Here is a 21,101-nt window from a genome sequence, read left to right as displayed (position 1 = left end):
CAGCACATCACGCAGGCTGGCCTTTCCGAATCACCACCGCGTCCAGCGCCACCGCGCCCTGTCCCTCGGGCAGCGCCAGCAAGGGATTGATCTCGACCGAGCTGAAATCCCCCGCTCGCGCATGCGCGAACCGGGATAGGGTGGCCAGCGCGTCGGCCAGGGCATCGACATCGCACGGGGGCGCCCCGCGCGCGCCCTGCAGCAGCGCGTATCCCTTAATCTCGCGAATCATGTCCAGGGCCTCATCGCGGCCAAAGGGCGCCAGCCGGAAGCTGACGTCTTTCAGCACCTCGACGAAAACGCCGCCCAGTCCGAACATGACCACGGGCCCGAACACCGGGTCGCAATGCACGCCCGCGATGCATTCCACGCCCTTGGGCGCCATGGGCGCGACGAGTACCCCCTCGACGCGGGCGTCGGGGCGATGCTGGCTTACCGCGGCCATGATGTCCGCATAAGCCCGTCGCACCGCGTCCTCGCCCCGGATGTTGAGCTTGACGCCGCCCACGTCGCTTTTGTGCGTGATATCTGGCGAGACCACTTTTAGGACGACAGGAATGTCCTGGCCTGCCGCGCGAAGGTCGCCGGCGGCGCGCACGGCCGCGTCGGCATCAACCGCCAGCGTGCTCGGGGAAGCCGGCATGCCGGCGTCGCGCAGCAGTTCCATGGCCTGGATTTCGGTATAGGTTTCGCGCAGCGGCGCACGGTTAGCCGTGTCCGGGGCGGGATCCGCTTGCGTCGTTCCGCGGCCGGAATGGGATGCCATGGCGGCCACCGCAGCGATCGTGCGGACGGCGGCGCTGGGATCCGGGAAGACCAGGCAGCCCAGACGCTCCAGTTCGCGCCGCCGCGCAGGCGGGAACAGGGCGCTAATTGCAAGCGGCACGTCGGGATGGCGCGCCTGCATCTGCCGCGCGAAGGCTTCGAAGGTGGGCCACAGCGCTTCGGACGAGCCCGCGGCGGCCAGGAAGACAGCCAGGGCATCGTAGCGGCCATCGGCCAGCATGTCGTCGGCGGTGGCCAGCAGCAGCCCAGGTTCGGAGACGGCCTGGCCGGTGACGTCGACCGGATTGCGGCCGCTGGCAAACGGCACGCGTTCCAGCAGCCTGGCCTGCGCGTCCGCGGCCGGTTCGGGCAGCGTCAGTCCGCTGTCGGCGGCGTCGTCGGCCATCAGCGCGCCCACGCCGCCGGAAATGGTGAAGATGCCCAGGCGGCGGCCTTGCGGCGGGCGCTTCCAGGTGTCCAGCGCATAGCCCAGGTTGAAGAATTCCTCGATGGTGCGCGCGCGCAGGGCGCCGTACTGGCGGAACAGCGCGTCGTACACGGCGTCGTCGCCGGCAAGTGCCGCGGTGTGCGAGGCCGCGGCCTGCGCGCCGGCCTGGGTGCGGCCGATCTTGGTCACGACCACGGGCTTGCCGGCAGCGCGCGCCGCGGACAGCGCGTGGCGTAGCTTGGCGCCGTCTCGGCAGCCTTCCATGTAGGCCATGATGACGCGGGTGTGTGTATCGTTGGCCAGCCATTCGATGCAGTCGGCAACGTCGATGTCGGCCTCGTTGCCGGTGCTGATCCAGTGCGACAGGCCCAGGCCGCGCTCGCGCGCCATGCTGTAGGCGTAGGCGCCGAACGCGCCGCTTTGCGTCACCATGCCGATGCCGCCGGCGGCGACGACACCGTTGGCGGGCGCGGGCGAGAACGTCGCGTAGACGTTGCGCCGCACATTCATGAAGCCCAGGCAATTCGGTCCCAGCAGGCGGATGCCGCGCTCGCGCGCGATGGCGCACAGCCGGTCCTGTTCGGCCGCGCCTTGCGCGCCGGTTTCGGAAAAGCCGGAGGTAAACACCACGGCCGCGCCTACCTGGCCCGGGCGGGCGCGTTCAAGTGCCTGCGCGGCGTGGGCGGCGGGCACCGCCAGAATGGCCAGGTCGATGTCCGCGTCGAGCGCGTCCAGGCCGGGCACGGCACGCAGGCCAGCGATGGTGTCCGCGCGCGGATTCACGGGGACGATGCGGCCGCCATAGCCGTGCTGCAGCAGCAGGCTGACGGGCATCGCGCCGATCTTGCCGGGCGTGGCCGACGCGCCGACGATGGCAATCCCTTGCGGATCGAAGAGGCGGGACAGGGAGGGGAGGGCAGACGGGTTCATGGATATCGGCGTTCAGGAGTAGCGGACGACACTGCGGCCGGTGCTGCCGCGTTCGAGCAGGGCGGCAAGCGCCTGCGGCAGCTGGCGGGGTTCGATGACGCGCGCGATCAGGTCCAGGTGCGCGGGGCGGTATTCACCGGCAAGCTTGTTCCAGACCTCGCGCCGCAACGGCATGGGGCTGTTGGCGTTGATGCCCAGCAGCTTGATGCCGCGAAGGATGAAGGGGATGACCGACGTGGGCAGCTCCGCGCCGCCCGCGTTGCCGAAGGCAGCGGCAACGCCGTCCGGTTTCACGCTGGCCAGCGCGTGGGCCAGCAGCGCGCCGCCCACGGCGTCGATCACGCCCGCCCAGCGCGCGCTCATCAGCGGCTTGATGCCGGCCGGCAGATCGGGCGGGGCGATCACTTCGTGGGCGCCGAGCGAGCTCAGATAGTCCGCGGCGTCCGGCTTGCCGGTCATGGCGCAGACGCGGTAGCCGCGCTGGCTCAGGATGTCGATCGCGACGCTGGCCACGCCGCCCGTGGCGCCGGTGACCAGCACGTCGCCGTGCGCGGGCGTCAGTCCGCAGTGTTCCATCCAGTGCAGCGACAGCGCGGCGGTGTAGCCGGCTGCGCCCAGCACGGCCGCGTCGCGCAGGCCGATGCCCGCGGGCAGCGGCAGCACCCAGTCATGGCGCACCCGCGCAAACTCGGCATAGCCGCCGTCGCAATCCACGCCGATGCCGAAGCCGTGCACGACGACCTCCTGGCCCGGCGAAAGCGCGGGGTCGGCGGAATGCACCACCGTGCCGGACAGGTCGATGCCGCCGATGCGGGGGTAGTCGCGCACGATGCCGCCGCGTCCGGCCTGCGCCAGCGCATCCTTGTAGTTCAGGCCGGCATACGCCACCTTGATGAGCGTGTCGCCCGCGGACAACTGGTCGGCGGTCAGCGTCTCGAAGCGGCCCTGCGGCGGCTCGCCCGCCGCGCCGGCGTGCAGGCGCCAGGCCTGGAATCGGGGATTGTCCATCGTTGTCTCCATTGAGGCTCAGGCTTGCGCCATCAGCCGGCGCGCCAGCGTGGCGCGGTGCAGTTCGTTGGCGCCGTCATAGATGCGGAAAGGGCGCATCTCCTGCCAGATCATCGACACGGGGGTGTCGTCGGACAGACCCAGGGCGCCCATCATTTGCACGGCGCGGTCGGCCACGCGGTTCACGGCGTCGGACACGAAAACCTTGGTCATGGCGCTGTGCTGCTTTACCGGCAGGCCCGCGTCCATGCGGGCCGCGCAGTCCAGCGTCATGAGGCGGCTGGCATGCAGGTCGATGTGCGAATCCGCGATCATCGCCTGCACCTGTTGCAGGTCCGCAAGACGCGCGCCGAAGGACTCGCGCTGCGCGACGTAGGCCTGCGCCGTCTCCAGCGCGCGGCGGGCGCGGCCGATGTATCGCATGCAGTGGGAAAGGCGTGCGGGCTCCAGCCTGAGTTGCGCATGGGCCAGGCCCTGGCCCGGTTCACCCAGCACGGCGTCGTCGCCCACCTCGCAGTCCTGCAGCAGGATCTCGGCATGTCCGCCGATCTGGTAGCCCGTGACCATGCCGATGTCGCGCACCACCCGGTAACCCGGGGTGTCGGCAGGCACCAGGAACAAGGTGGCGCCGGTCTCGCCGCGTGCCAGCACCAGGGCAAAGTCCGCGCCCACGCCGCCGCTGATGAACTGCTTGTGGCCGTTCAGCACCCAGTGCGAACCGCGCCGCTCGGCCCGTGTGCGCAGCATGGACGGGTCGGAGCCGGCGCCTGGCGCCGGTTCGGTCATGGCGAAGCAGGCCCGCTGCTCTCCCCGCACCAGCGGCGCCAGAAAGCGCTCCTGCTGGGCAGCGTTGCCCAGACGTAGCAGCGTCAGCATGTTGGGCTGGTCGGGCGCGGCGCAGTTAAGCGCCGCGGGGCCCAGAAAGCTCCGGCCGGCTTCTTCCAGCACCTCGGCCAGCGCGCGCCAGCCCAGCCCGAGTCCGCCCCATTGCACGGGCAACTGGGGCGCGTACAGACCGGCCTCTTTTGCCCGTGCGCGCAGTTGGGCGACACAACGGTCGAGTGCGGCCACGTCGCGCGCGATGGCCGGGGACTCGGCGGGTATCGCGACCTCGTCAACGAAGCGGCGCACCCGTGCGCACAGGTCCGGCAGGGCATCGCCCGCGTAGCGATCTTGCGTATCCTGCATGGCTTATTCCTCGATCTTGACGCCCGCCTGCTTGACGACGGCGCGCCATCTGCGGGTTTCGTCGGCGATGTGCTGCCCGAAGGCTTCGGGCGTGCCGCCGGTAGGCTGCATGCCAAGGCCGGTGAAATAGCTGCGCACTTCGGGGTCGGCCAGCACGGCGTTGATCTGGCGGTTGAGCTGGCCGATCACGTCCTTCGGTGTGTCGGCAGGCGCCATCACGCCCCACCACGACGAGGCCGACAGCGGCACGCCCAGCTCGGCCAGCGTGGGCACGTCGGGCAGATCGGGGTTGCGTTTCTGCGCCGCGATGGCAATGGGCCGCAGCCGCCGCGCCTTGACCTGCGCATACACCGGGGGCAGGTTGTCAAAGCTCATCTGGACCTGCCCGCCGACCAGTGCGGTGGCGGCCTCGCTGCTCCCCTTGTACGGAATGTGGCGCAGCGAAATGCCCGTCTCGTGCGCGAACTGCTCGCCTGCCAGATGCGGGATGCTGCCCGTGCCGGCGGTGGCGTAGGTCAGGCCCTGCTGCGCGGTGGCGGCACGCTTGATGTCTTCCAACGTCCGAAGCGGGCTGGCCGCCGGCAGCAGCAGGTACACGGGCACATCCGTGGCCCCGATCACCGGCGTCAGGTCCTTGTTCACGTCGTAGGGCAGCTTGGCGTACAGCACGCTGTTGGTCGCAAGATTGGCCGTGCCCATCAGCAGGGTGTAGCCGTCCGGCTGCGCGCTGGCCACGTAGGCGGTCCCGATCTGCGTGGCGCCGCCAGGCTTGTTTTCAACCACCACCGGCTGCCCGATCAGGGGCGCCAGTTTGCGCGCGATCATTCGCGCGGCGGTGTCGGTGCCGCCGCCGGCGGCGTAGGGCACGATCAGCCGCACCGGTTTATCCGGATAGGCGCCCGCCTGGGCGGCGCCCGCCGCGCTCAGCAGGACGGCGGCGCAAAGCGCGCGCAACGTTCGAAAGCAGGGTTGCATGGCGGTCTCCTGGCGTCGGCCTATTGGATGCGGGTGCCTGTGGACTTCACCAGCTTGGCCCACCAGGCGGTTTCGTCGGCGATCTGCTTGGCGAACTCGGCCGGCGTGCTGGCCAGCGGCTCGGCCCCCAGCTCCTGGAAGCGGGCGCGCAATTGCGGATCCTGCAGCGCCTTGACCACGGCTGCATGCAGGCGCTCGATCACCGCCGGGTCGGTGCCGGCGGGCGCCATCAAGCCTTTCCAGGCCATCACTACAAAGCCCTTCTGGCCGGCCTCGTCAAAGGTGGGAATGTCGGGCGCGGCGGTGGCGCGCTGGTCGCTGGGCACGGCCAGCGCGCGCAGGCCGCCCGCCTTCACCTGGGGCAAGAGGGCGGGCATGTTGTCGATCATGAAATCGATGTGCCCGGCCACGAGGTCGGTGATGGCGGGACCGCTGCCCTTGTACGGCACGTGCTCGGCCTGGATGCCTGTCTGCTGCTTGAGCAGCTCTCCGGCCAGTTGCGCGGGTGAGCCATTGCCCGGCGAGCCGAACGACAGCTTGCCCGGGTTGGCGCGGGCGTACTGCAGGAACTCCTGCAGCGTCTTCACCGGCATCGACTTTGTCACCACCATCAGGTTGTGCTCGCGTTCCAGGCAGGTGATGGGCGCCAGATCCTTGGCCGGATTGAACGGCATGTTGGCGTACAGGCTGGGATTGACGACGGTGGGCCCGGCGGCGGCCAGCAGCAGCGTATAGCCGTCGGGGGCCGCGCGCGCCACGAAGTCGCCGCCGATGTTGCCGCCCGCGCCCGGCTTGTTCTCGACGATGACGGGCTGACCCAGGATGGGGTGCAGGGCCTCGGCCAGCAGGCGGCCCAGGATGTCGGTCGAGCCGCCGGGGGCGAACGGCACGATCAGGCGGATGGGCTTGTCGGGGTAGGCAGCCGCGGCTTGCGGCGGCAACGCCGCGCAGGCGAGGGCGGCGGCCAGCGCGCCGATCCATTTGGGCAGGTGCTTGTGCAGCATGATGGGAGTCTCCTTTGGTTTGGCGGGCCGGCGGCTTCTGGTGGCCGTGGTCCCTGGGTGCCCTAGCGGCCGGGCGTGTAGCCCGCCTGGGTCAGCGTGTGGCGGGCGATGGTCAATTGATGGATCTGGCTGGTGCCCTCGTACAGACGGAACAGGCGCACGTCGCGGTAGAAGCGCTCGATGCCGTAATCGGCGATGTAGCCATAGCCGCCGTGCATCTGCACGCAGCGGTCGGCCACGCGGCCGCACATTTCAGAGGCGAAGTACTTGCAGATCGAGGCGTTCAACGTCACGTCCACGCCCGCGTCGCGTTCCCGGGCGGTTTGCAGCACCAGCGCGCGGGCGGCCTGGATCTCGGTCTGGCAGTCCGCCAGCATGGCCTGGATGAGCTGGAAGTCCATCAGGGGCTTGCCGAACTGCTGGCGTTCGGCCACAAAGCGCAGCGTGTCGTCCAGCATGCGGATGGCGGGACCGATGCACAGGGCCGCCAGATGGATGCGTTGCTTGTTCAGCACCTTCATCGCGGTCTTGAAACCCAGGCCTTCCTGGCCGCCGATGATGTTGGCCGCCGGCACCCGGCAGTCCTGGAAATGCACGGCCGACACGGGGGACCCGGCCTGGCCCATCTTGTCGTAAGGCTGGCCGGTGGTCAGTCCTGGCGTGCCGCGCTCCACGATGAATGCCGTGATGCCCTTGGCGCCGGGCGCGTCCGGATCGGTGCGCGCCATGACCGTGAAGAGGCCAGCTAGTGGCGCGTTCGTGATGAAGCACTTCTCGCCGTTCAAGACGTAATGGTCGCCGTCGCGCACGGCGGTGGTCCGCAGCGCGGTAGCGTCGGAGCCTGCCTGCGGCTCCGTCAGGGCAAAGCACCCGGTCAGTTCGCCCGCCGCCAGCAGCGGCAGGTAGTGCGCCTTCTGCGCCGGGGTGCCGTCGGCGACCAGCGCCTCGGACCCGATGCCGGTGTTGGTGCCGACGCGGGCGCGCAGCGCCACGGAACACTGGGACAGCTCCATCGCGGCCAGGATCAGCTCTTCGCTCGTCATGCCCGCTCCGCCATACTCCTGCGGAATGGAATAGCCGAACATCCCCTGTTCGGCCATGCTCTCGACCAGATCCTGCGGCACCTCATCCAAACGGGCGATCTCGGCCTCGCGGGGCGCGAGCTGATCGCGCACGTAGCGGCGCAGTGAATCGAGAAATTGCGGGAAACCTTCGGGGTCCCTGATCATGGCGAGTCTCCGTTTTATCGTGGGCGCTGATGCGTGCCGCGTCTTGTTCAAATCAGGCTAGCAAAAGGCCGCCGGATTTGAGACAAATGTTTCGATATCTTGAACGGCATGAAAGGGGGCGCGCAGGCTGGCTGCTCTATCATCTGCGGATACGCGGTGCGCGTCCCGAGCGCGCCGCACCAGGATCCCGCCCATGACCGCCCGCCCCGGTGAACACCATGCCGACCCCGCCTTCGCCACCACGCTGGCGCACGGCCTGTCGGTGCTGCAGGCTTTCCGGCATGGCGAGCCCGCGCTCAGCAACCGTGAACTCTCGGACCGCACGGGCCTGTCCAAGGCCACGATTTCCCGCCTGACGACGACGCTGATGCAGCGCGGCCTGTTGCGCTACGACGCGGGGCTGCGGCGCTACCGCCTTGGCACGGCCGTGCTCTCACTCAGCTATCCGCTTCTGGCCAGCATCAAGGTGCGTCAATTGGCGCGCCCGTTGATGAAGCGGCTGGCCGATGCGGCGGGCGGGTCCGCGTCGCTGGGCATGCACCACGGCTTGAGCATGGTCTACGTGGAAACTTGCCGCGGGCACGATGCCGTGTCGTTCCGACCGGACATCGGCGCTTTGCTGCCGCTGCTGCCTTCGGCGATGGGGCGGGCCTGGCTGGCGCAGGCGCCGCCCGGCGAGGCCGAACCCGTGCTGGCGGCGTTACGGCGGCACGATCCCGCCATCTGGCGGCGCCACGCGCCGGATCTGGCAGCGGCGCAACGTGATTACGCCGAACACGGGTATTGCGTGGGACAGGGGGATTGGCACTCGGACGTACATGCCGTGGCGGTGCCCATGCGCACGCGCGTGGATGGCCAGACGCTGGTCTTCAATTGCGGGGTGCCGGTGACGCGGCTGCGGCCCGGCGACCTGCGCGGCCGCATTGCGCCGCGCCTGGTGACGCTGGTCAAGCGTGTGGAGAAAATGCTGGAGCAGCGCAATGACGCGTGATCCGGACCGCGAACTGACCACCACGCTGGCGCGCGGGATCGACATCCTTACGTGCTTTCGTGCCGACAGGCCCGTGTTGGCCAACAAAGACTTCGCGCAGCAAACCGGCCTGTCGCGCAGCGCGGTGGCGCGTCTGACGCACACGCTGGTGGAACTGGGGTTCCTGCAGCGCGAGGGCGAGCCGGCACGCTACCGCCTGGGCGCGTCGGTGCTGGCGTTGAGTTACCCCTTGCTCGCCAGCATGCAGATCCGGCAACTGGCCCGGCCGTTGATGAAGCAGCTTGCCGACCACGCGCGCGGCGCGGTGTCGCTAGTTGTGCGAGACCGCTTGCAGATGGTGTACGTGGAAACGGCCCGCTCCAACGAGGCGCTGCAGACGCGGCCCGACATCGGCGCGTCGCTGCCGCTGCTGTCCAGCGCCGCGGGCAAGGCATGGCTTGCACGGGTGCCGGACGAGGAACGCGCCGTCGTGCTGAACCAGCTGCGCGTGGCCGACCCAAGGCATTACGCGGCGCATTTTCCCAATCTGGCCGCGGCGCGCCGCGATCTGGAACGCAAGGGTTTCTGTGGCAACAACCAGGAATGGCGGCCGGACGCCTACGGATTTGCAGCGCCGCTGGGGCGGCCGTATCAATCGTTGTTATATGTTTTCAATTGCGGCGTGCCCACGCAGGACGGCCCTTACCGCGAACGCGCGGCCGACATCGGCCCCCGGCTGGTTGCGTTGGCCAGAGAAACCGAAAGGCTGCTGGGGCTTGCCTGATTGGTGTGCGCTTGGTGTCCTTGGCCCATGCGGCCATGGCGGCGCCGGACGCATCGCCATCGGGGGCAACCATCGGGCAAAAGAGCCGGTATTCGTGACGGTCCTCTGTCTATTGCCCGTACCGGCCTGGTGGGCGCCATTCGCAGCGCTCGTGACGGCGCCAACTAGCCCTTTCGGTAGGCCAGCAATCTCAAAGCGTTAAACACGACGAGCAGCGTCGATCCTTCATGGACGGCAACTGCGGCACCCATACTCAGCCCCATGATCGTCGCAGGTACCAAGACGGCGACGATAGCGAGACTGACATACAGATTCTGACGAATGATTCGTCGAGTCTGGCGGCTCAGTCCGACCGCAAAAGGCAGATGACGCAGATCATCCGCCATCAAAGCGACATCGGCCGTTTCCAGCGCGACATCAGATCCGGCGGCGCCCATGGCGATACCCACGGTCGCATTTGCCATGGCGGGAGCATCGTTCACTCCGTCTCCAATCATCGCGATTTGAGCCTTAGCCCTAAGATCGCGAATCACTTGAACTTTGTCCTCCGGCATTAAATTGCCGCGCGCGTCCTCTATGCCCACTTCGTTTGCGATGGCGCGGGCGACGTTCTCATGGTCGCCAGAGATCATCACCATGTGGGAAATCCCCAGTTGTCGCAGGTCCTCTATCGTTTCGGCAGCTCCCTGCCGTGGCGTATCCATTAGCCCAATGGCACCGAGATCTCGGTCTCCCAGTCGCACGACCATTGTGGTTCGGCCATCCTCTCTCAACTCGTTGGCGGCAGCCGTCGTCGAGCTTTCGAGCAGAGGAATGCCAGCCGCGCCGAACATTTCAACCTTTCCGATCCATACGCTTTGCGAACCCACTTTGGCCGTGATCCCCTGGCCAACTAAATTCTCCACCTGGTAAGCCTCGGGGATCGGATACGTTCCCAGAATTTTGCGGCCATCTCGCACAATGGCCGCGGCTAGCGGATGATCACTCAGCGACTCTACTGCCACCGCGACCGCGACTAGCTCCTGTTCGGAGACTCCAGGTGCGGGCAAGAGGTCGGTGATTCGAGGGCGCCCTACGGTCAAGGTTCCGGTCTTGTCAAAAGCTAGCGCCTTCAGACTTCCCAGTTCCTCCAGCGGGGCGCCGCCCTTGATGAGTACGCCGCCCCGTGCCGCGCGAGCGATACCTGAAAGCACTGCGCTAGGGGTGGCGATGGCAAGTGCACAAGGGCTGGCTGCGACGAGTACTGCCATCGCGCGGTAGAAGCTATCGCGAAATGGCTCATCAACAATGACCCAAGCGAAAAGTAATAGGATCGCGAGGCTTAGGACAGTCGGCACAAAGATTCGCTCGAATCTGTCTGTGAACCGCTGGGTTGGTGACCTTCTGACGTCAGCCTGCTCGACCAGCGCTACAACGCGAGCAAGGGCGGAGTCGCTCGACTTACGAGTGACCTCGACCTCCATCAAACCTGACCCGTTAATCGTGCCGGCGAACACTTGAGATCTGGGCTCGATGCCAGCCGGACGGCTGCGCGCAATGGCAGCGTCTAACACTGGGGCTTTATCCACGGGGATGCTCTCGCCCGTTATGGGTGCTTGATCGACGCTCGATGTTCCCTTGACGACAAAGCCGTCAGCGGGAAGACGCGTGTTCGGCTTGACGATTACCTCGTCGCCCACCTCAATTTCTTCGACCGCAATTTCGAAAAGCTCACCGTTGCGACGAACCGTAGCCGTCTTTGGCGCAAGCTCTCCCAGGGCTTCGATTGCCCGCTTCGCCCGCCCCATCGCGAAATGCTCCAGCGCGTGCCCGAGGCTGAACAAGAAGAGGAGGAGAGCGCCTTCGGCCCATGCGCCGAGCGCTGCAGCACCAGCGGCGGCAATGAGCATCAAACTGTCGATTTCCAGACGCCGCTCCTTCCAGCTATTGACGGCGTCTCGCACGGTGAAGATTCCTCCAAACGCGTACGCAAAAACGTACATGGCGAGAGGGATCCATCCCGGGATAGACGGCCACCAGCGTTCAATCGCGGCCCCGGTGCCCAGCAGCGCGCCGCATGCTAAAGCAAAATAAATCTCCGCTGAGAGCGCTTTAATCGCTCTGGTGAAACTATTCATTTTTTTTCCTTGCTTTGGAAGCGACTTCCATTCACGCGAACAGCGACGCTTACTTTTTCCCAGTCAGAAGGCAAGACATAGAAGCCCATCTGGTGTTTTGTGGGAGGCGGGTCCTGCAGGGGCTATCCGGTACGCGTTAAGTTGTCTATGATGCGCGGCAATCTCTCGCGACCCGGTTTAGTCGAAAGTCTAAAAGCAGAACAGTCCAAGTGGCGCAGGATTACAGATTTGTAATGGTAATGACGGCAAACTGTCGAAACGGGATCCTTACATTATTAATTCAGTCGCATCTGCGCGACGACTTAACCAACGTGAGGATCACTGATATGAAAGTAGCTATTTCTAGCGCCGCCGTCGCAATCACTCTGGCTGTCCTGGGTTTGCCTGCCCAAGCCGACACAGTTCACAATACCAACACTGAGATTGGCTACGAAGTGCACGTCGGCGACAGCCAAAGTGGGAAAACCTCCGAGCAAGTTAGGCAGGAGCTTGTTGCCGCAAAATCCAACAAGCGGGAATGGTTCTTCACGAACCTCAATGCGGCAAAACCCGGATGGATGGTTCCCACTGAAAAAACCCGCGAGCAAGTCGCCAAAGAACGCGATTCAATCACTCCCGAAGAGCGTGCGCGCATAGACGAAATCTACAACACCGGTGCGTAAATGCCGCCGCTTTTGGGCAGGAGGTAGCGCTCATTCGTGTGGAGGTTCTACGCGTTTGGGTGCTCCTCCATGCATTGGCGAAACCAGCTTCGAAGGTTATGTATGAGGATTCGTCTCGCTATTGCGATTTCGGTGGTGTTACTTTCTGGCTGCGCGATAACGAGCAGTTCGCCGCCGTTGCCCGAGGGTGGGAAGACACGCGCGGAAGTACGGGCAGACTTGGCCATGTGGAAGCGAGCGGGAATGGACAAATTCTATAAAGGAAGGCGCACGCCCAATGTCTACAGCGCATCCTATCGTAAGAGCTATGCCAACTATTTGGAGCTCCGAAACGGTCAGGAATATCAGGAGGAACTTGCTCGTCTCACTAACGAAGAGCACTAACACTACGTTCCTCCATGCCGTGCGTGCGGCTCTGCCCGTAAGGGCGGCGGGACTGTCGCCTGTAATTTGTGCGCTGTCCAGAAATACCGAAGAAAATCGTTTGGCAACGCACCCTGGATGCGACGCTCGAGGCCACATTGGCGGTATGCGAGCGTCGCCCTCGCCGTTTTAACGGTCCATTCTCTCCACTCGCTCTGAGGCCGATCCGATGCGGAAACGACGGGGCCTCGATCTGATCATTTCATAAAAAAAAGGTGCACATTTCAATAGAATGTGCACCAAAAAAGACCTCTTCCCTTCGCGGTGGAGGAGGCCGCTCGCCGCTGGCGGAGATCGCCTTAGCGTTTGAGGCGTTCCAGCTCTTGTTGATACTCGGCGCCGCTGCGAAGGCGAACATATTCCGCATAAGCCATTTTATATTCGCGGCTATAAATGTCGGGAGTTTCGCTTTGATTCCAGAAGCGGTCCACTCCTGCACGTTTCCACATTGCCAGGTCTGCTCGTACTTCCGCTCGAGTAAGTCCCCGGTCAACTCCGCTAGAGTACGTCGAGGCTGCAGAGTTCGCCGATACAGCAGTCTGCGCCCCGGCGTACGCCACGGGGGTTGCGACCAGTACGATGGCCGAAAGCATCTTGAGGGAAATTTTCATCGCCAACTCCATTTGATTACCGGCGGTACGCATTAACGCCGGTCTTAATAAATCATCATCACTTAACGCGTATAGGAATTGTATCGAAGCCATCCGATCCAAACCGCGACCACAAAATTACGTTTTTGTCCGGATTTGGAAATGTGGGATCTGCGAGATTTCTACTTTGATGTCGCCAGGGATGTTGTGATCGTGCAACGGAAACTTTGCGTCCGCATCAGGATTGGCGGCGTACGTTCACCGGTCTGGATTCCTCTTTGCTACAGCAAAATCGAGAGGAAACATGGAGTTGCGTCCAAATGCGGCTATTCGCGGAAATTAATGACCGTACGCAGACATATATGTAATCGAATCGTTGGTTTTTTGTCGACGAACACTCTCCACACTTGCTTGGCACTTGCCGAATAGACACTGCGAAATGAGAAATGCGAAACGGACTTCGCAATTCTTCTATCGGCGAGGCCATCCAGTCCGCCTCTGTGATAAAGGAGCAATTTGTGAAGAAATCTCTATTGCTGGCAATTTCTGCGGCAACACTTTCCACGGCTGCGTACGCCGAGACGTCGGTCACGCTGTATGGAATTATTGATACCGGGATTGGCTACGCCAAGGTCGACGGGTCCTATATCGATCCTCAAACGGGCGTAAAGTCCGACTTCAAGGGAAGCCGCGTGGCGATGACCACTGGCCAAACCGCCGGCTCGCGGTGGGGCTTGCGCGGAAAGGAGGATTTGGGTGATGGCTTGTACGCGACCTTCCGCCTCGAGTCTGGTTACGATTCCGCTAACGGCTCGTCTTCCCAAAACAATCGCTTGTTTGGACGTGAAGCTACCATCGGGCTTGGCAGCGACCAGTGGGGTGAGTTTCGTCTTGGGCGCCAATACAACGTAGCGTCGCGTCTTATGGCTTCGATGTACGGTTCTGGATTCGGTGGGGGCTTCACGCAGCTCAATACCGGTGGGGGCCTTGGCTTTAGCGCCTCTTATTTTGTGCGGTATGACAACCTGGCGCTGTATGAAAGCCCTTCAATGGGCGGCTTCCGCGTATCGGCTGGCTATGCGTTTAACGCCGACGACCGCAACGCGGCCCAGACGGGCTTCCGAACGGCCGATAACACTCGCGCAATTACGACTGGCGTTAGCTACGCAAATGGTCCGCTCATGGCATTCTTCGCCTATGAGCAATTGAATGCATCGAACAAACTATCGTCAGCCCAAACTGCGGCGACTCCTCGCTCATTCACGCTGGGTGGCTCGTACGACTTTGAAGTCTTCAAGCTGGCGCTAGCGTACGAACGAGCCACGGATGGCTGGTTCGCTGGCAAGGGGCTCCCCTCGAGCGCCGCGATTGGAACGTTCCGCGGTACGCCGTCCAACACGTTCGTCGATGGTTTTAGTTCGAATTCCTACGTGATTGCAGCATCGGTCCCCCTGGGCGGCGCAAGCAGCATGTTTGGTTCGTGGCAACGAGTCGACCCGAACAACAGCGACCTGACGGGTGGTGACTCGACCAGCAACACGTTTGCGTTGGGTTACTCCCATACGCTGTCGAAGCGCACGACAATGTACGCGGCTGCCACATATACCAATAACTTTGCATTCCAAGATGATGCGAAAGCCACGGAAGCAGTGATCGGTTTGCGCCACGCATTCTGACACGTAGTGCGCATTTAACGAGTGGAGGACATAGGGGGGTGCCCATAACCCGCTATGTCCTCATTTTGTTGCGTGAATAGCCAGTTGGGCCACTATCGGCAGATCGGCAGTGGCAAGCCTATTCGGGCTCGCGATACTCGATGGTATAGCCCATTCCTCTGACGGTGTGCAGTAATTTTGTTTCGAACGGATCGTCGACCTTGGCGCGAAGGCGGCGGATCGCGACCTCCACCACATTCGTATTACTGTTGAAGTTTATGTCCCAAACTTGTTCCGCAAGGACGAGGCGCGACAATACTTCGCCTTGGCGCCGCATCAGGAAGGTCAGCAGCCCAAATTCCTTGGCAGTGAGGTCTATGCGAGCAGTGCCTCGCGCGACTCGTCGGCGAAGAAGGTCCAGTTCGAGGTCCGCTACGCGAAGAATATTTCCGCCGGATATGGTGTCGCCGGATGCCGCCCCGCGCCGTTTAAGCGCGAGCACTCTTGCCTGAAGCTCGGAGAGCGCAAACGGCTTGACTAAATAATCATCTGCCCCCTGCTCTAAACCGCGAACTCTATCCTCAAGACTTGATCGAGAGGTCAACATCATGACCGGCACATTGTCGTTTTTACGAATGCGTTGTAAAACCTCAAAACCATCCAAGCCGGGCAGACCGATGTCAAGAATGATCAGGTCGTATTGCGTTTCATAGGTAAGTTGAAGACCGCTGACGCCGTCCATTGCGATATCAACGATATAGCTGTTATCCGTAAGGCTGCGGCGCAACATTTCGGCCAGTTTTTGCTCATCTTCGATAACTAAAATTTTCATTTGTCGTTTGAGTACGTCATTCAAAATGACGTTGAAAAAAGCGAGGGGGATCGGTGATCGCTTCGCCGTTGCAGCCTGGTCAACGTAACACTACGCTGCTCGCCTTCCGGCTCCTGGCATCGCTTTACATGTAAAGCTAATGTAGCGGCCAGGCTTCGTCAGAACCCGAACTCGTCAATTACGAATCTGCAAACAAAAAAGCGGAAACCTGTAATTTCCCTGTCGCTATTTCCGGCGAGCACCTCTTTAGAAGGATCGCTGCCCAAGTTGACTCGCTAGATGTCAAATGATGCGCGACACGTTGCTGCTCTACAAACGACTTTGACGCCCACTGCATAACCATGCAGGAGCGCCAAAATCTCTAGCCTGGTTCTAGTTGGATGGATCGAACTCTGCAGCTATGCTGAAGCCGATGGTCGTGCCGGACAAGTCCGATCTGACAAAGGGAGTGCCGCCATGCATTCGTGCAATTGCGGCGACGATGGCCAAGCCGAGGCCGTGATGGTTCGCGTCGCTCGCACGAGCAGAGTCGGACCGGTAGAACCGGTAAAAGAGGCGCGGTAGGTGTTGCGGTTCGATTTGCTCGCCGAAATTGTGTACGGTGACGTGTATCTTCCCGTCGCTGGCCCTGCACAGCCTAACCGTCACACTTGAGTTTGGCTTGCTATAGCGAATGGCATTCGAAACCAAATTCGATATCGCACGTTGATAGAGCGAGCGGTCCACATTACCAGCCTGATCACCCAAGACGGTTAAGTTAACCCTCGCATCGAGTGCTTCGGCCTCGTGGTATTCAAGAACTTCCGTAGTAATCGCGCGTAGGCTCTCAACATGCTCGGCCCGCGCCCTTGCCCCGCGGTCAGCCTGTGAGAGAAAGAGCATATCGTTGACAATGGCGGTCATACGCTGGAGTTCTTCCAGATTTGACCCAAGCACGTCTCGCAAATCAACTGGCGACCGATTTGCTGCCAGCGCGAATTCCGTTTCTCCTATTAGCGTGGCGAGCGGAGTACGTAGTTCATGTGCGACGTCTGCATTGAAGCCTTCCATTTGTATATAGGCCCGCTCTAGCCGTTGTAGCAGCGCATTGAACTGCAGGACCAACGGTTTGATCTCTTGCGCTAACCCCGTTTCCTTCAGTCGTTCTCCGATGCGATCAGGCGATATCAACTCGGCCTGGCGCGCCACTTCGTGGAGAGGAAGCAGCGCGCGCCGGACAAGGACGTTGGCTATAAAGGAAACCACTATCGCTCCGATCACCGCGCACGAAAACAACGTCCACGCCAGCATCACTCGAAGCCGCACATCCGGTGTGGTGTCCAGAAACAGCTCAGCCGTCATCCTCCTGTCTGGCTGGCTGGGGGCAGGCAACGAAAATATCGTCTGTATCCGATTTGCGTCGTTCGCCGCTACGGCAGGCTCACCATACACGCTGGTTCTTTGATTGATGACAAGTCGCAATGAAAACTCAGACTTTCCATAAAAAAAATCATTCAGTTTATGCTCGAGTGCGGGTAGGTCGCCCTTGGCGGCGAATTCATCGGCAAGGTGCTCGATGACTTCGCGTTTTTGGTCCAGTAGTGCCTGTTGACGATGAGATAGATTCATATTCGTCGCCCAGTACACGACAAGGCAGACAACTCCCAGTGCGACAAATGTCTGGAGCGCGAGCCAGCGAGACAGCCATTGGCGCAGAGAACTGATCTCGCGAAATCCCATTACTCATCCCTCAGTTCGAGCACGTAGCCCATCCCGCGCACGGTATGAAGGATCTTGGTTTCAAAAGGGTCATCTACCTTTCCACGAAGGCGCCGTACAGCAACCTCCACCACATTGGTATTGCTATTGAAGTTGATGTCCCAAACTTGTTCCGCAAGATCCAGGCGAGACAGGACCTCCCCCTGCTTTCGCATCAGAAGGGCAAGTAGCGTAAATTCCTTGGCCGTTAAATCGAGGCGCGTACCGGCCCTACTAGCTTTGCGCCGCAGGAGATCAAGTTCGAGATCTCCTACTTTCAAGACATTCTGTCTGCTGGTCTCTGCGACGACATGCCCCCTGCGGCGCCCCAACGCGAGGACGCGCGCCAGCAATTCAGATAGCGCGAATGGCTTGACCAAGTAATCGTCTGCGCCGTCCTGCAGCCCCCTGACTCGATCCTCGACTTTGTCTCGCGCCGTGAGCATAAGGACCGGTACGCGATCGGATTTGCGCAGTTCGTGCAGGACGGCAAAACCATCCATCCCCGGAAGCATTACGTCCAGAAGAATGAGATCGTACTGAGTCTCTCGGGCAAGATGCAGTCCGCTGACGCCGTCCGATGCAACGTCGACCACATAATTGTGTTCTGAGAGTGCACGCTTTAGGTATTCAGCGAGCTTGCGCTCGTCTTCAACGACCAGAATCTTCATGTTCCGCAACCGTTCGAATCGTAATTGGCACCCTTGAGTGTTGAAGCCGGCGCCAAACGGGATTTGGTGGGCGAGCTTGTGCTCGCATGGCCACTAACGTTGCGTGTTCAGAAACGCGCACGTCTTGCACTTGAATGGAAGCACGCATTCTAGGGCAGGCTAGCCGTCAGTCTACCTTCACCGAGATTACGAATCTGTAATGCACGGCAACCTTACAAAATTGTCATCTGGGGGTCCGGATTCTGACGAAGGCGCTTGGATACAGTACGGGCGGTCATCCCTCTTGGCCGTTCCTATTGTGTCTCACGTGCGATAGCCCGGCTCAGGGAACAACATCTCCTCAGACACTAGCAAGGTTGAATGATGCGCCTCAAGTCGCTTCCATTGTTCCTGATGGTCGCCGCGCTGTGCGGCCCGCAGGCTCGGGCACAGACTACGCCAGAAAAGTACACCCGGGAAGACGCATCGATTGCGTCGGCAAACGTCCTCACGCTGTCCGAGGCCCTGGAGGCCGCGTACTCGTTGAACCCCCAATTGTCGGCAGCCAAGAATAATTTCGGGGCGTCCAAGGGACTGGTGGAGCAGGCAAGCCTGCTGCCCAATCCTTCCCTCGACGTCAGCATCGACGACCAACAGCGTTCGACGCGGACGACCACAGCAATGCTCAGCATGCCCATTGAGTTGGGCGGAAAGCGGCGAGCACGCACAGAAGCCGCTCAACTGAACAGTAATTTGGCCGGCCGTGACTATGAGATTGCGAGAGCGGAGATAAAGACGTCCGTCATGTCTCGATTTTTTGCAGTCGCAATCGCTCAGGAAACGGTGCGCGTCAATCGCGACATGGCCGAGGTAGCGGCTGGGGCATTGCGCGTGGCCCAAAAGCGGGTGGACTCAGGAAAGGCCGCGCCTTTGGAAAGAAACAAAGCAGACATCGAGCTTACCAAGGCGCAGATTGAAGTGCGTCAAGCAGAAAACGAACTCACCGTTGCCCGCAGGGAACTGTCATTACTGTGGAACGAGCCAGCTCCGAAATTCGCGACAGTGCGTGCGGAGATTGAGGATCTTCCGCCACGTCAAACGCTGGATGAGCTGCGAGGCGCTCTGTTGGCCTCTCCGAGATTGGCTGCCGGACGTCTCGCGTTGGAAGTGAGCAAGGCCGAATTGAATGTCGAGAAGAGTAAGCGGTATCCCGATATCACCGTAAGTGGTGGGCTGGCTCGCGACAATGAAATGGGGCGCAACAAGGCTCAACTTGGGGTCTCCTTGCCATTGCCGATTTTTGACAGAAATCAGGGGAATGTCTATGCCGCCACCATGCAAACGTACAAGGCGCAAGACACTTACCGAGAGCTCGAGGCACGACTGAGTGCTGACTTGGTGACCGCCGCCTCTACGTACGATCTTGCATTGTCTTCCGCGAGCGACTATCGCCAGTCCGTTATTCCTACGTCGCAGAAAGCATACGATGCCGCGCGTAAGGGCTTTGAGGCGGGCAAGGTCGGCTATCTGGAAGTCCTAGACGCGCAGCGGACTTTGTCGCAGGGGAACATTTCCTACCTGACGACGTTGTCGCGCGCGGCTTCGGCCCGCGCCGAAATCGATCGCATCCTTGGTCAATAAACAGAGATGAACATGAGCCCGTATCTCACGCTAGTTCGGCGTCGCACCGTCATTGCCGTCGCGCTTTCCCTCCAATTTTTAATCCCAGCTCCGAGTCTCGCCGAGCCATCTGACCACGCAGGGGAAAGTCATTCCGAAGTGGCAGTGGGCCCGAATAAGGGTGAAGTAACCACTAACGGAAACAACACGATCGAGGTGGGTCTGGTTGAGGAAGGCGAGGCGGCGCGGCTAAAGGTCTGGATAGCGGAGGCAGGCAAGCCAATGAATGCACGAGACCTGACGGCAACCGCGACTCTGAAAAGGCCGAATGGGGAGGAGAAGGTGCTTAAGCTCACCCCCGCCGCTGAAGGATTCGTCAGCGATCAGCTTATCGCCGAGCCGCACTTCTTCGAAGTGGAAATTAGCGTCTCCTTGCCAGGAAGGCCAGACCCTATCCGCGCAGAGTTGCACAAAGAGGAGGGGTTGCTGGCGCTCACGCCTGAACAAATTTCCGCGGCAGGAATTGGCACAAGTGAAGCCAAGGCTCAGAGCCTTGAGTCGAGCACGAGATTCCCCGGGGAGATCCGGTTTAATGCAGATCGCACTGCGCATGTCGTGCCGAAGGCCGCAGGAACCGTTCAACAGGTCTCGGCCGATCTGGGACAAGAGGTGAAAAAAGGACAGCTCTTGGCGGTCATATCAAGTGCATCGCTCTCCGAGCTCAGAAGCGAGTGGCTTGCTGCGACGAAGCGCCGGGCATTGGCTGCCGCCACGCACGCTCGAGAGCTGAAGTTGTGGCGCGAGCAAGTGTCGGCCCAACAGGACTATCAACAGGCGCAGACTGCGCTTCAAGAGGCGGATATCGCCGTGCAAAATGCGGCTCAGAAGCTCAGGGCAATTGGCGCGGAACCGTCCGCAAAAGACTTAAATCTTCTTGAGATTCGTGCGCCCTTTGATGGTGTCATCGTCGAGAAGCACATCGCTTTGGGCGAGGCGCTATCCGACACGTCAAGCATCTTCACAATCTCGGATCTGAGCACGGTATGGGCAGAATTCGTAATCGCGCCCAAAGATCTGCGGGATGTCAGGGTTGGTGAAGATGCAAAGGTCACCTCGACCGCCTTTTCGGAGGAGGCGGTCGGCACAGTGTCCTATATAGGTGCATTGCTTGGACAGCAAACCCGCACGGCAACTGCGAGGGTGACGCTGAAGAATCCCAACATGGCGTGGCGGCCTGGGCTGTTCGTCTCGGTCAATGTCGTGGTGGAGCGAAATGATGTTGGAGTAGCCGTGGAGAGCGACGCCATCCAGGATGTAAACGGACAACCTACGGTGTTCATCGAAGTTCCTGGGGGATTCCTCCCCCAGCCCGTCAAGTTAGGCGCGACGACAGATAAGAGTGCGGAGATTGTGTCAGGCCTCAGTGCCGGAACACGCTACGTCAGCTCCAATGCTTTCGTGCTGAAGTCCGAGTTGGGCAAGGCAACGGCAGATCACGCGCATTGAGTCGGAGC

General features: G+C 61.7%; 18 protein-coding genes. 7 read left to right on the top strand and 11 right to left on the bottom strand.

All coding sequences use genetic code 11. The features are described 5' to 3' along the window. Positions 1–7: 7 nt before the first annotated feature. From QEP15_RS21520 to QEP15_RS21495, 6 genes are all read right to left on the bottom strand, one after another. A complete protein-coding gene (locus tag QEP15_RS21520) occupies positions 8–2,143 on the bottom strand; it encodes an acetate--CoA ligase family protein (protein ID WP_280148032.1) in 2,136 nt (711 codons plus the stop codon). Between the two features lie 12 nt (positions 2,144–2,155). Further along, positions 2,156–3,151 carry an acrylyl-CoA reductase family protein gene (locus QEP15_RS21515; protein ID WP_280148031.1) on the bottom strand — a complete coding sequence of 332 codons (996 nt, stop codon included), beginning with the start codon at positions 3,149–3,151 and terminating at the stop codon, positions 2,156–2,158. 18 nt (positions 3,152–3,169) lie between these two features. Further along, on the bottom strand, positions 3,170–4,339 hold the full coding sequence (locus QEP15_RS21510) for an acyl-CoA dehydrogenase family protein (protein WP_280148030.1): 1,170 nt from the start codon (positions 4,337–4,339) through the stop codon (positions 3,170–3,172). A 3-nt stretch (positions 4,340–4,342) separates the two neighbouring features. Beyond that, entirely contained in the window at positions 4,343–5,314 is a 972-nt protein-coding gene (locus QEP15_RS21505; RefSeq protein ID WP_280148029.1) for a Bug family tripartite tricarboxylate transporter substrate binding protein, read from the bottom strand. 20 nt (positions 5,315–5,334) lie between these two features. Further along, positions 5,335–6,318 carry a Bug family tripartite tricarboxylate transporter substrate binding protein gene (locus QEP15_RS21500; protein ID WP_062839609.1) on the bottom strand — a complete coding sequence of 328 codons (984 nt, stop codon included), beginning with the start codon at positions 6,316–6,318 and terminating at the stop codon, positions 5,335–5,337. Between the two features lie 62 nt (positions 6,319–6,380). After that, positions 6,381–7,547 (bottom strand): acyl-CoA dehydrogenase family protein, encoded by a 1,167-nt coding sequence (locus QEP15_RS21495; protein WP_280148028.1) that lies wholly within the window; start codon positions 7,545–7,547, stop codon positions 6,381–6,383. A 193-nt stretch (positions 7,548–7,740) separates the two neighbouring features. On the opposite strand from QEP15_RS21495, the gene QEP15_RS21490 reads away from it, so the two are divergent. Then, positions 7,741–8,538: an IclR family transcriptional regulator gene (locus tag QEP15_RS21490; protein ID WP_062839611.1), complete on the top strand. Its 798-nt coding sequence runs from the start codon at positions 7,741–7,743 to the stop codon at positions 8,536–8,538. Then, entirely contained in the window at positions 8,528–9,301 is a 774-nt protein-coding gene (locus QEP15_RS21485; RefSeq protein WP_152382556.1) for an IclR family transcriptional regulator, read from the top strand. The genes QEP15_RS21490 and QEP15_RS21485 overlap by 11 nt, the downstream gene beginning before the upstream one ends. A 164-nt stretch (positions 9,302–9,465) precedes the next feature. Here QEP15_RS21485 and QEP15_RS21480 read toward each other — a convergent pair whose 3' ends face one another. Next, positions 9,466–11,418, bottom strand: coding sequence for a heavy metal translocating P-type ATPase (locus QEP15_RS21480; protein ID WP_334165409.1), 1,953 nt, complete (start codon positions 11,416–11,418; stop codon positions 9,466–9,468). A gap of 326 nt (positions 11,419–11,744) precedes the next feature. On the opposite strand from QEP15_RS21480, the gene QEP15_RS21475 reads away from it, so the two are divergent. Together QEP15_RS21475 and QEP15_RS21470 are read left to right on the top strand one after the other, a co-directional pair. Further along, a complete protein-coding gene (locus QEP15_RS21475; protein ID WP_280148027.1) occupies positions 11,745–12,080 on the top strand; it encodes a DUF4148 domain-containing protein in 336 nt (111 codons plus the stop codon). 69 nt (positions 12,081–12,149) lie between these two features. Continuing rightward, positions 12,150–12,464 carry a DUF4148 domain-containing protein gene (locus QEP15_RS21470; protein ID WP_334165407.1) on the top strand — a complete coding sequence of 105 codons (315 nt, stop codon included), beginning with the start codon at positions 12,150–12,152 and terminating at the stop codon, positions 12,462–12,464. 338 nt (positions 12,465–12,802) lie between these two features. On the opposite strand, the gene QEP15_RS21465 is transcribed toward QEP15_RS21470, so the two are convergent. Beyond that, positions 12,803–13,114, bottom strand: a complete 312-nt coding sequence (locus QEP15_RS21465; protein ID WP_280148025.1) for a DUF4148 domain-containing protein — start codon at positions 13,112–13,114, stop codon at positions 12,803–12,805. Between the two features lie 497 nt (positions 13,115–13,611). On the opposite strand from QEP15_RS21465, the gene QEP15_RS21460 reads away from it, so the two are divergent. Continuing rightward, a complete protein-coding gene (locus QEP15_RS21460) occupies positions 13,612–14,769 on the top strand; it encodes a porin (protein WP_280148024.1) in 1,158 nt (385 codons plus the stop codon). A gap of 118 nt (positions 14,770–14,887) precedes the next feature. Here the strand turns inward: QEP15_RS21460 and QEP15_RS21455 are convergent, their stop codons facing one another. From QEP15_RS21455 to QEP15_RS21445, 3 genes are all read right to left on the bottom strand, one after another. Beyond that, positions 14,888–15,580, bottom strand: a complete 693-nt coding sequence (locus tag QEP15_RS21455; RefSeq protein WP_253854652.1) for a heavy metal response regulator transcription factor — start codon at positions 15,578–15,580, stop codon at positions 14,888–14,890. A 372-nt stretch (positions 15,581–15,952) separates the two neighbouring features. Next, a complete protein-coding gene (locus tag QEP15_RS21450) occupies positions 15,953–17,299 on the bottom strand; it encodes a heavy metal sensor histidine kinase (protein WP_253854654.1) in 1,347 nt (448 codons plus the stop codon). Beyond that, positions 17,299–17,988, bottom strand: coding sequence for a heavy metal response regulator transcription factor (locus QEP15_RS21445; RefSeq protein ID WP_253854656.1), 690 nt, complete (start codon positions 17,986–17,988; stop codon positions 17,299–17,301). The genes QEP15_RS21450 and QEP15_RS21445 overlap by 1 nt, the downstream gene beginning before the upstream one ends. Positions 17,989–18,348: 360 nt before the next feature. Here QEP15_RS21445 and QEP15_RS21440 point away from each other — a divergent pair, with 360 nt between their 5' ends. Continuing rightward, positions 18,349–19,608 carry a TolC family protein gene (locus QEP15_RS21440; RefSeq protein WP_253854658.1) on the top strand — a complete coding sequence of 420 codons (1,260 nt, stop codon included), beginning with the start codon at positions 18,349–18,351 and terminating at the stop codon, positions 19,606–19,608. Between the two features lie 12 nt (positions 19,609–19,620). After that, complete coding sequence (locus QEP15_RS21435; RefSeq protein ID WP_253854660.1) at positions 19,621–21,093, top strand: efflux RND transporter periplasmic adaptor subunit; 1,473 nt, start codon at positions 19,621–19,623, stop codon at positions 21,091–21,093. Positions 21,094–21,101 lie beyond the last annotated feature (8 nt).

The organism is Achromobacter mucicolens (assembly GCF_029866465.1).
In the GTDB taxonomy this organism is placed as follows: domain Bacteria; phylum Pseudomonadota; class Gammaproteobacteria; order Burkholderiales; family Burkholderiaceae_B; genus Achromobacter; species Achromobacter mucicolens.
This window is presented reverse-complemented; position numbering and strand designations above follow the sequence as displayed.

Excerpts from the sequence above, each read along its gene's own strand:
- QEP15_RS21480 (WP_334165409.1), bottom strand. The coding sequence starts at position 11,418 with ATGAATAGTTTCACCAGAGCGATTAAAGCGCTCTCAGCGGAGATTTAT.
- QEP15_RS21505 (WP_280148029.1), bottom strand. The coding sequence starts at position 5,314 with ATGCAACCCTGCTTTCGAACGTTGCGCGCGCTTTGCGCCGCCGTCCTG.
- QEP15_RS21450 (WP_253854654.1), bottom strand. The coding sequence starts at position 17,299 with ATGGGATTTCGCGAGATCAGTTCTCTGCGCCAATGGCTGTCTCGCTGG.
- QEP15_RS21510 (WP_280148030.1), bottom strand. The coding sequence starts at position 4,339 with ATGCAGGATACGCAAGATCGCTACGCGGGCGATGCCCTGCCGGACCTG.
- QEP15_RS21470 (WP_334165407.1), top strand. The coding sequence starts at position 12,150 with ATGCATTGGCGAAACCAGCTTCGAAGGTTATGTATGAGGATTCGTCTC.
- QEP15_RS21465 (WP_280148025.1), bottom strand. The coding sequence starts at position 13,114 with ATGAAAATTTCCCTCAAGATGCTTTCGGCCATCGTACTGGTCGCAACC.
- QEP15_RS21490 (WP_062839611.1), top strand. The coding sequence starts at position 7,741 with ATGACCGCCCGCCCCGGTGAACACCATGCCGACCCCGCCTTCGCCACC.
- QEP15_RS21445 (WP_253854656.1), bottom strand. The coding sequence starts at position 17,988 with ATGAAGATTCTGGTCGTTGAAGACGAGCGCAAGCTCGCTGAATACCTA.
- QEP15_RS21520 (WP_280148032.1), bottom strand. The coding sequence starts at position 2,143 with ATGAACCCGTCTGCCCTCCCCTCCCTGTCCCGCCTCTTCGATCCGCAA.
- QEP15_RS21515 (WP_280148031.1), bottom strand. The coding sequence starts at position 3,151 with ATGGACAATCCCCGATTCCAGGCCTGGCGCCTGCACGCCGGCGCGGCG.
- QEP15_RS21485 (WP_152382556.1), top strand. The coding sequence starts at position 8,528 with ATGACGCGTGATCCGGACCGCGAACTGACCACCACGCTGGCGCGCGGG.
- QEP15_RS21500 (WP_062839609.1), bottom strand. The coding sequence starts at position 6,318 with ATGCTGCACAAGCACCTGCCCAAATGGATCGGCGCGCTGGCCGCCGCC.
- QEP15_RS21455 (WP_253854652.1), bottom strand. The coding sequence starts at position 15,580 with ATGAAAATTTTAGTTATCGAAGATGAGCAAAAACTGGCCGAAATGTTG.
- QEP15_RS21435 (WP_253854660.1), top strand. The coding sequence starts at position 19,621 with ATGAGCCCGTATCTCACGCTAGTTCGGCGTCGCACCGTCATTGCCGTC.
- QEP15_RS21440 (WP_253854658.1), top strand. The coding sequence starts at position 18,349 with ATGATGCGCCTCAAGTCGCTTCCATTGTTCCTGATGGTCGCCGCGCTG.
- QEP15_RS21475 (WP_280148027.1), top strand. The coding sequence starts at position 11,745 with ATGAAAGTAGCTATTTCTAGCGCCGCCGTCGCAATCACTCTGGCTGTC.
- QEP15_RS21495 (WP_280148028.1), bottom strand. The coding sequence starts at position 7,547 with ATGATCAGGGACCCCGAAGGTTTCCCGCAATTTCTCGATTCACTGCGC.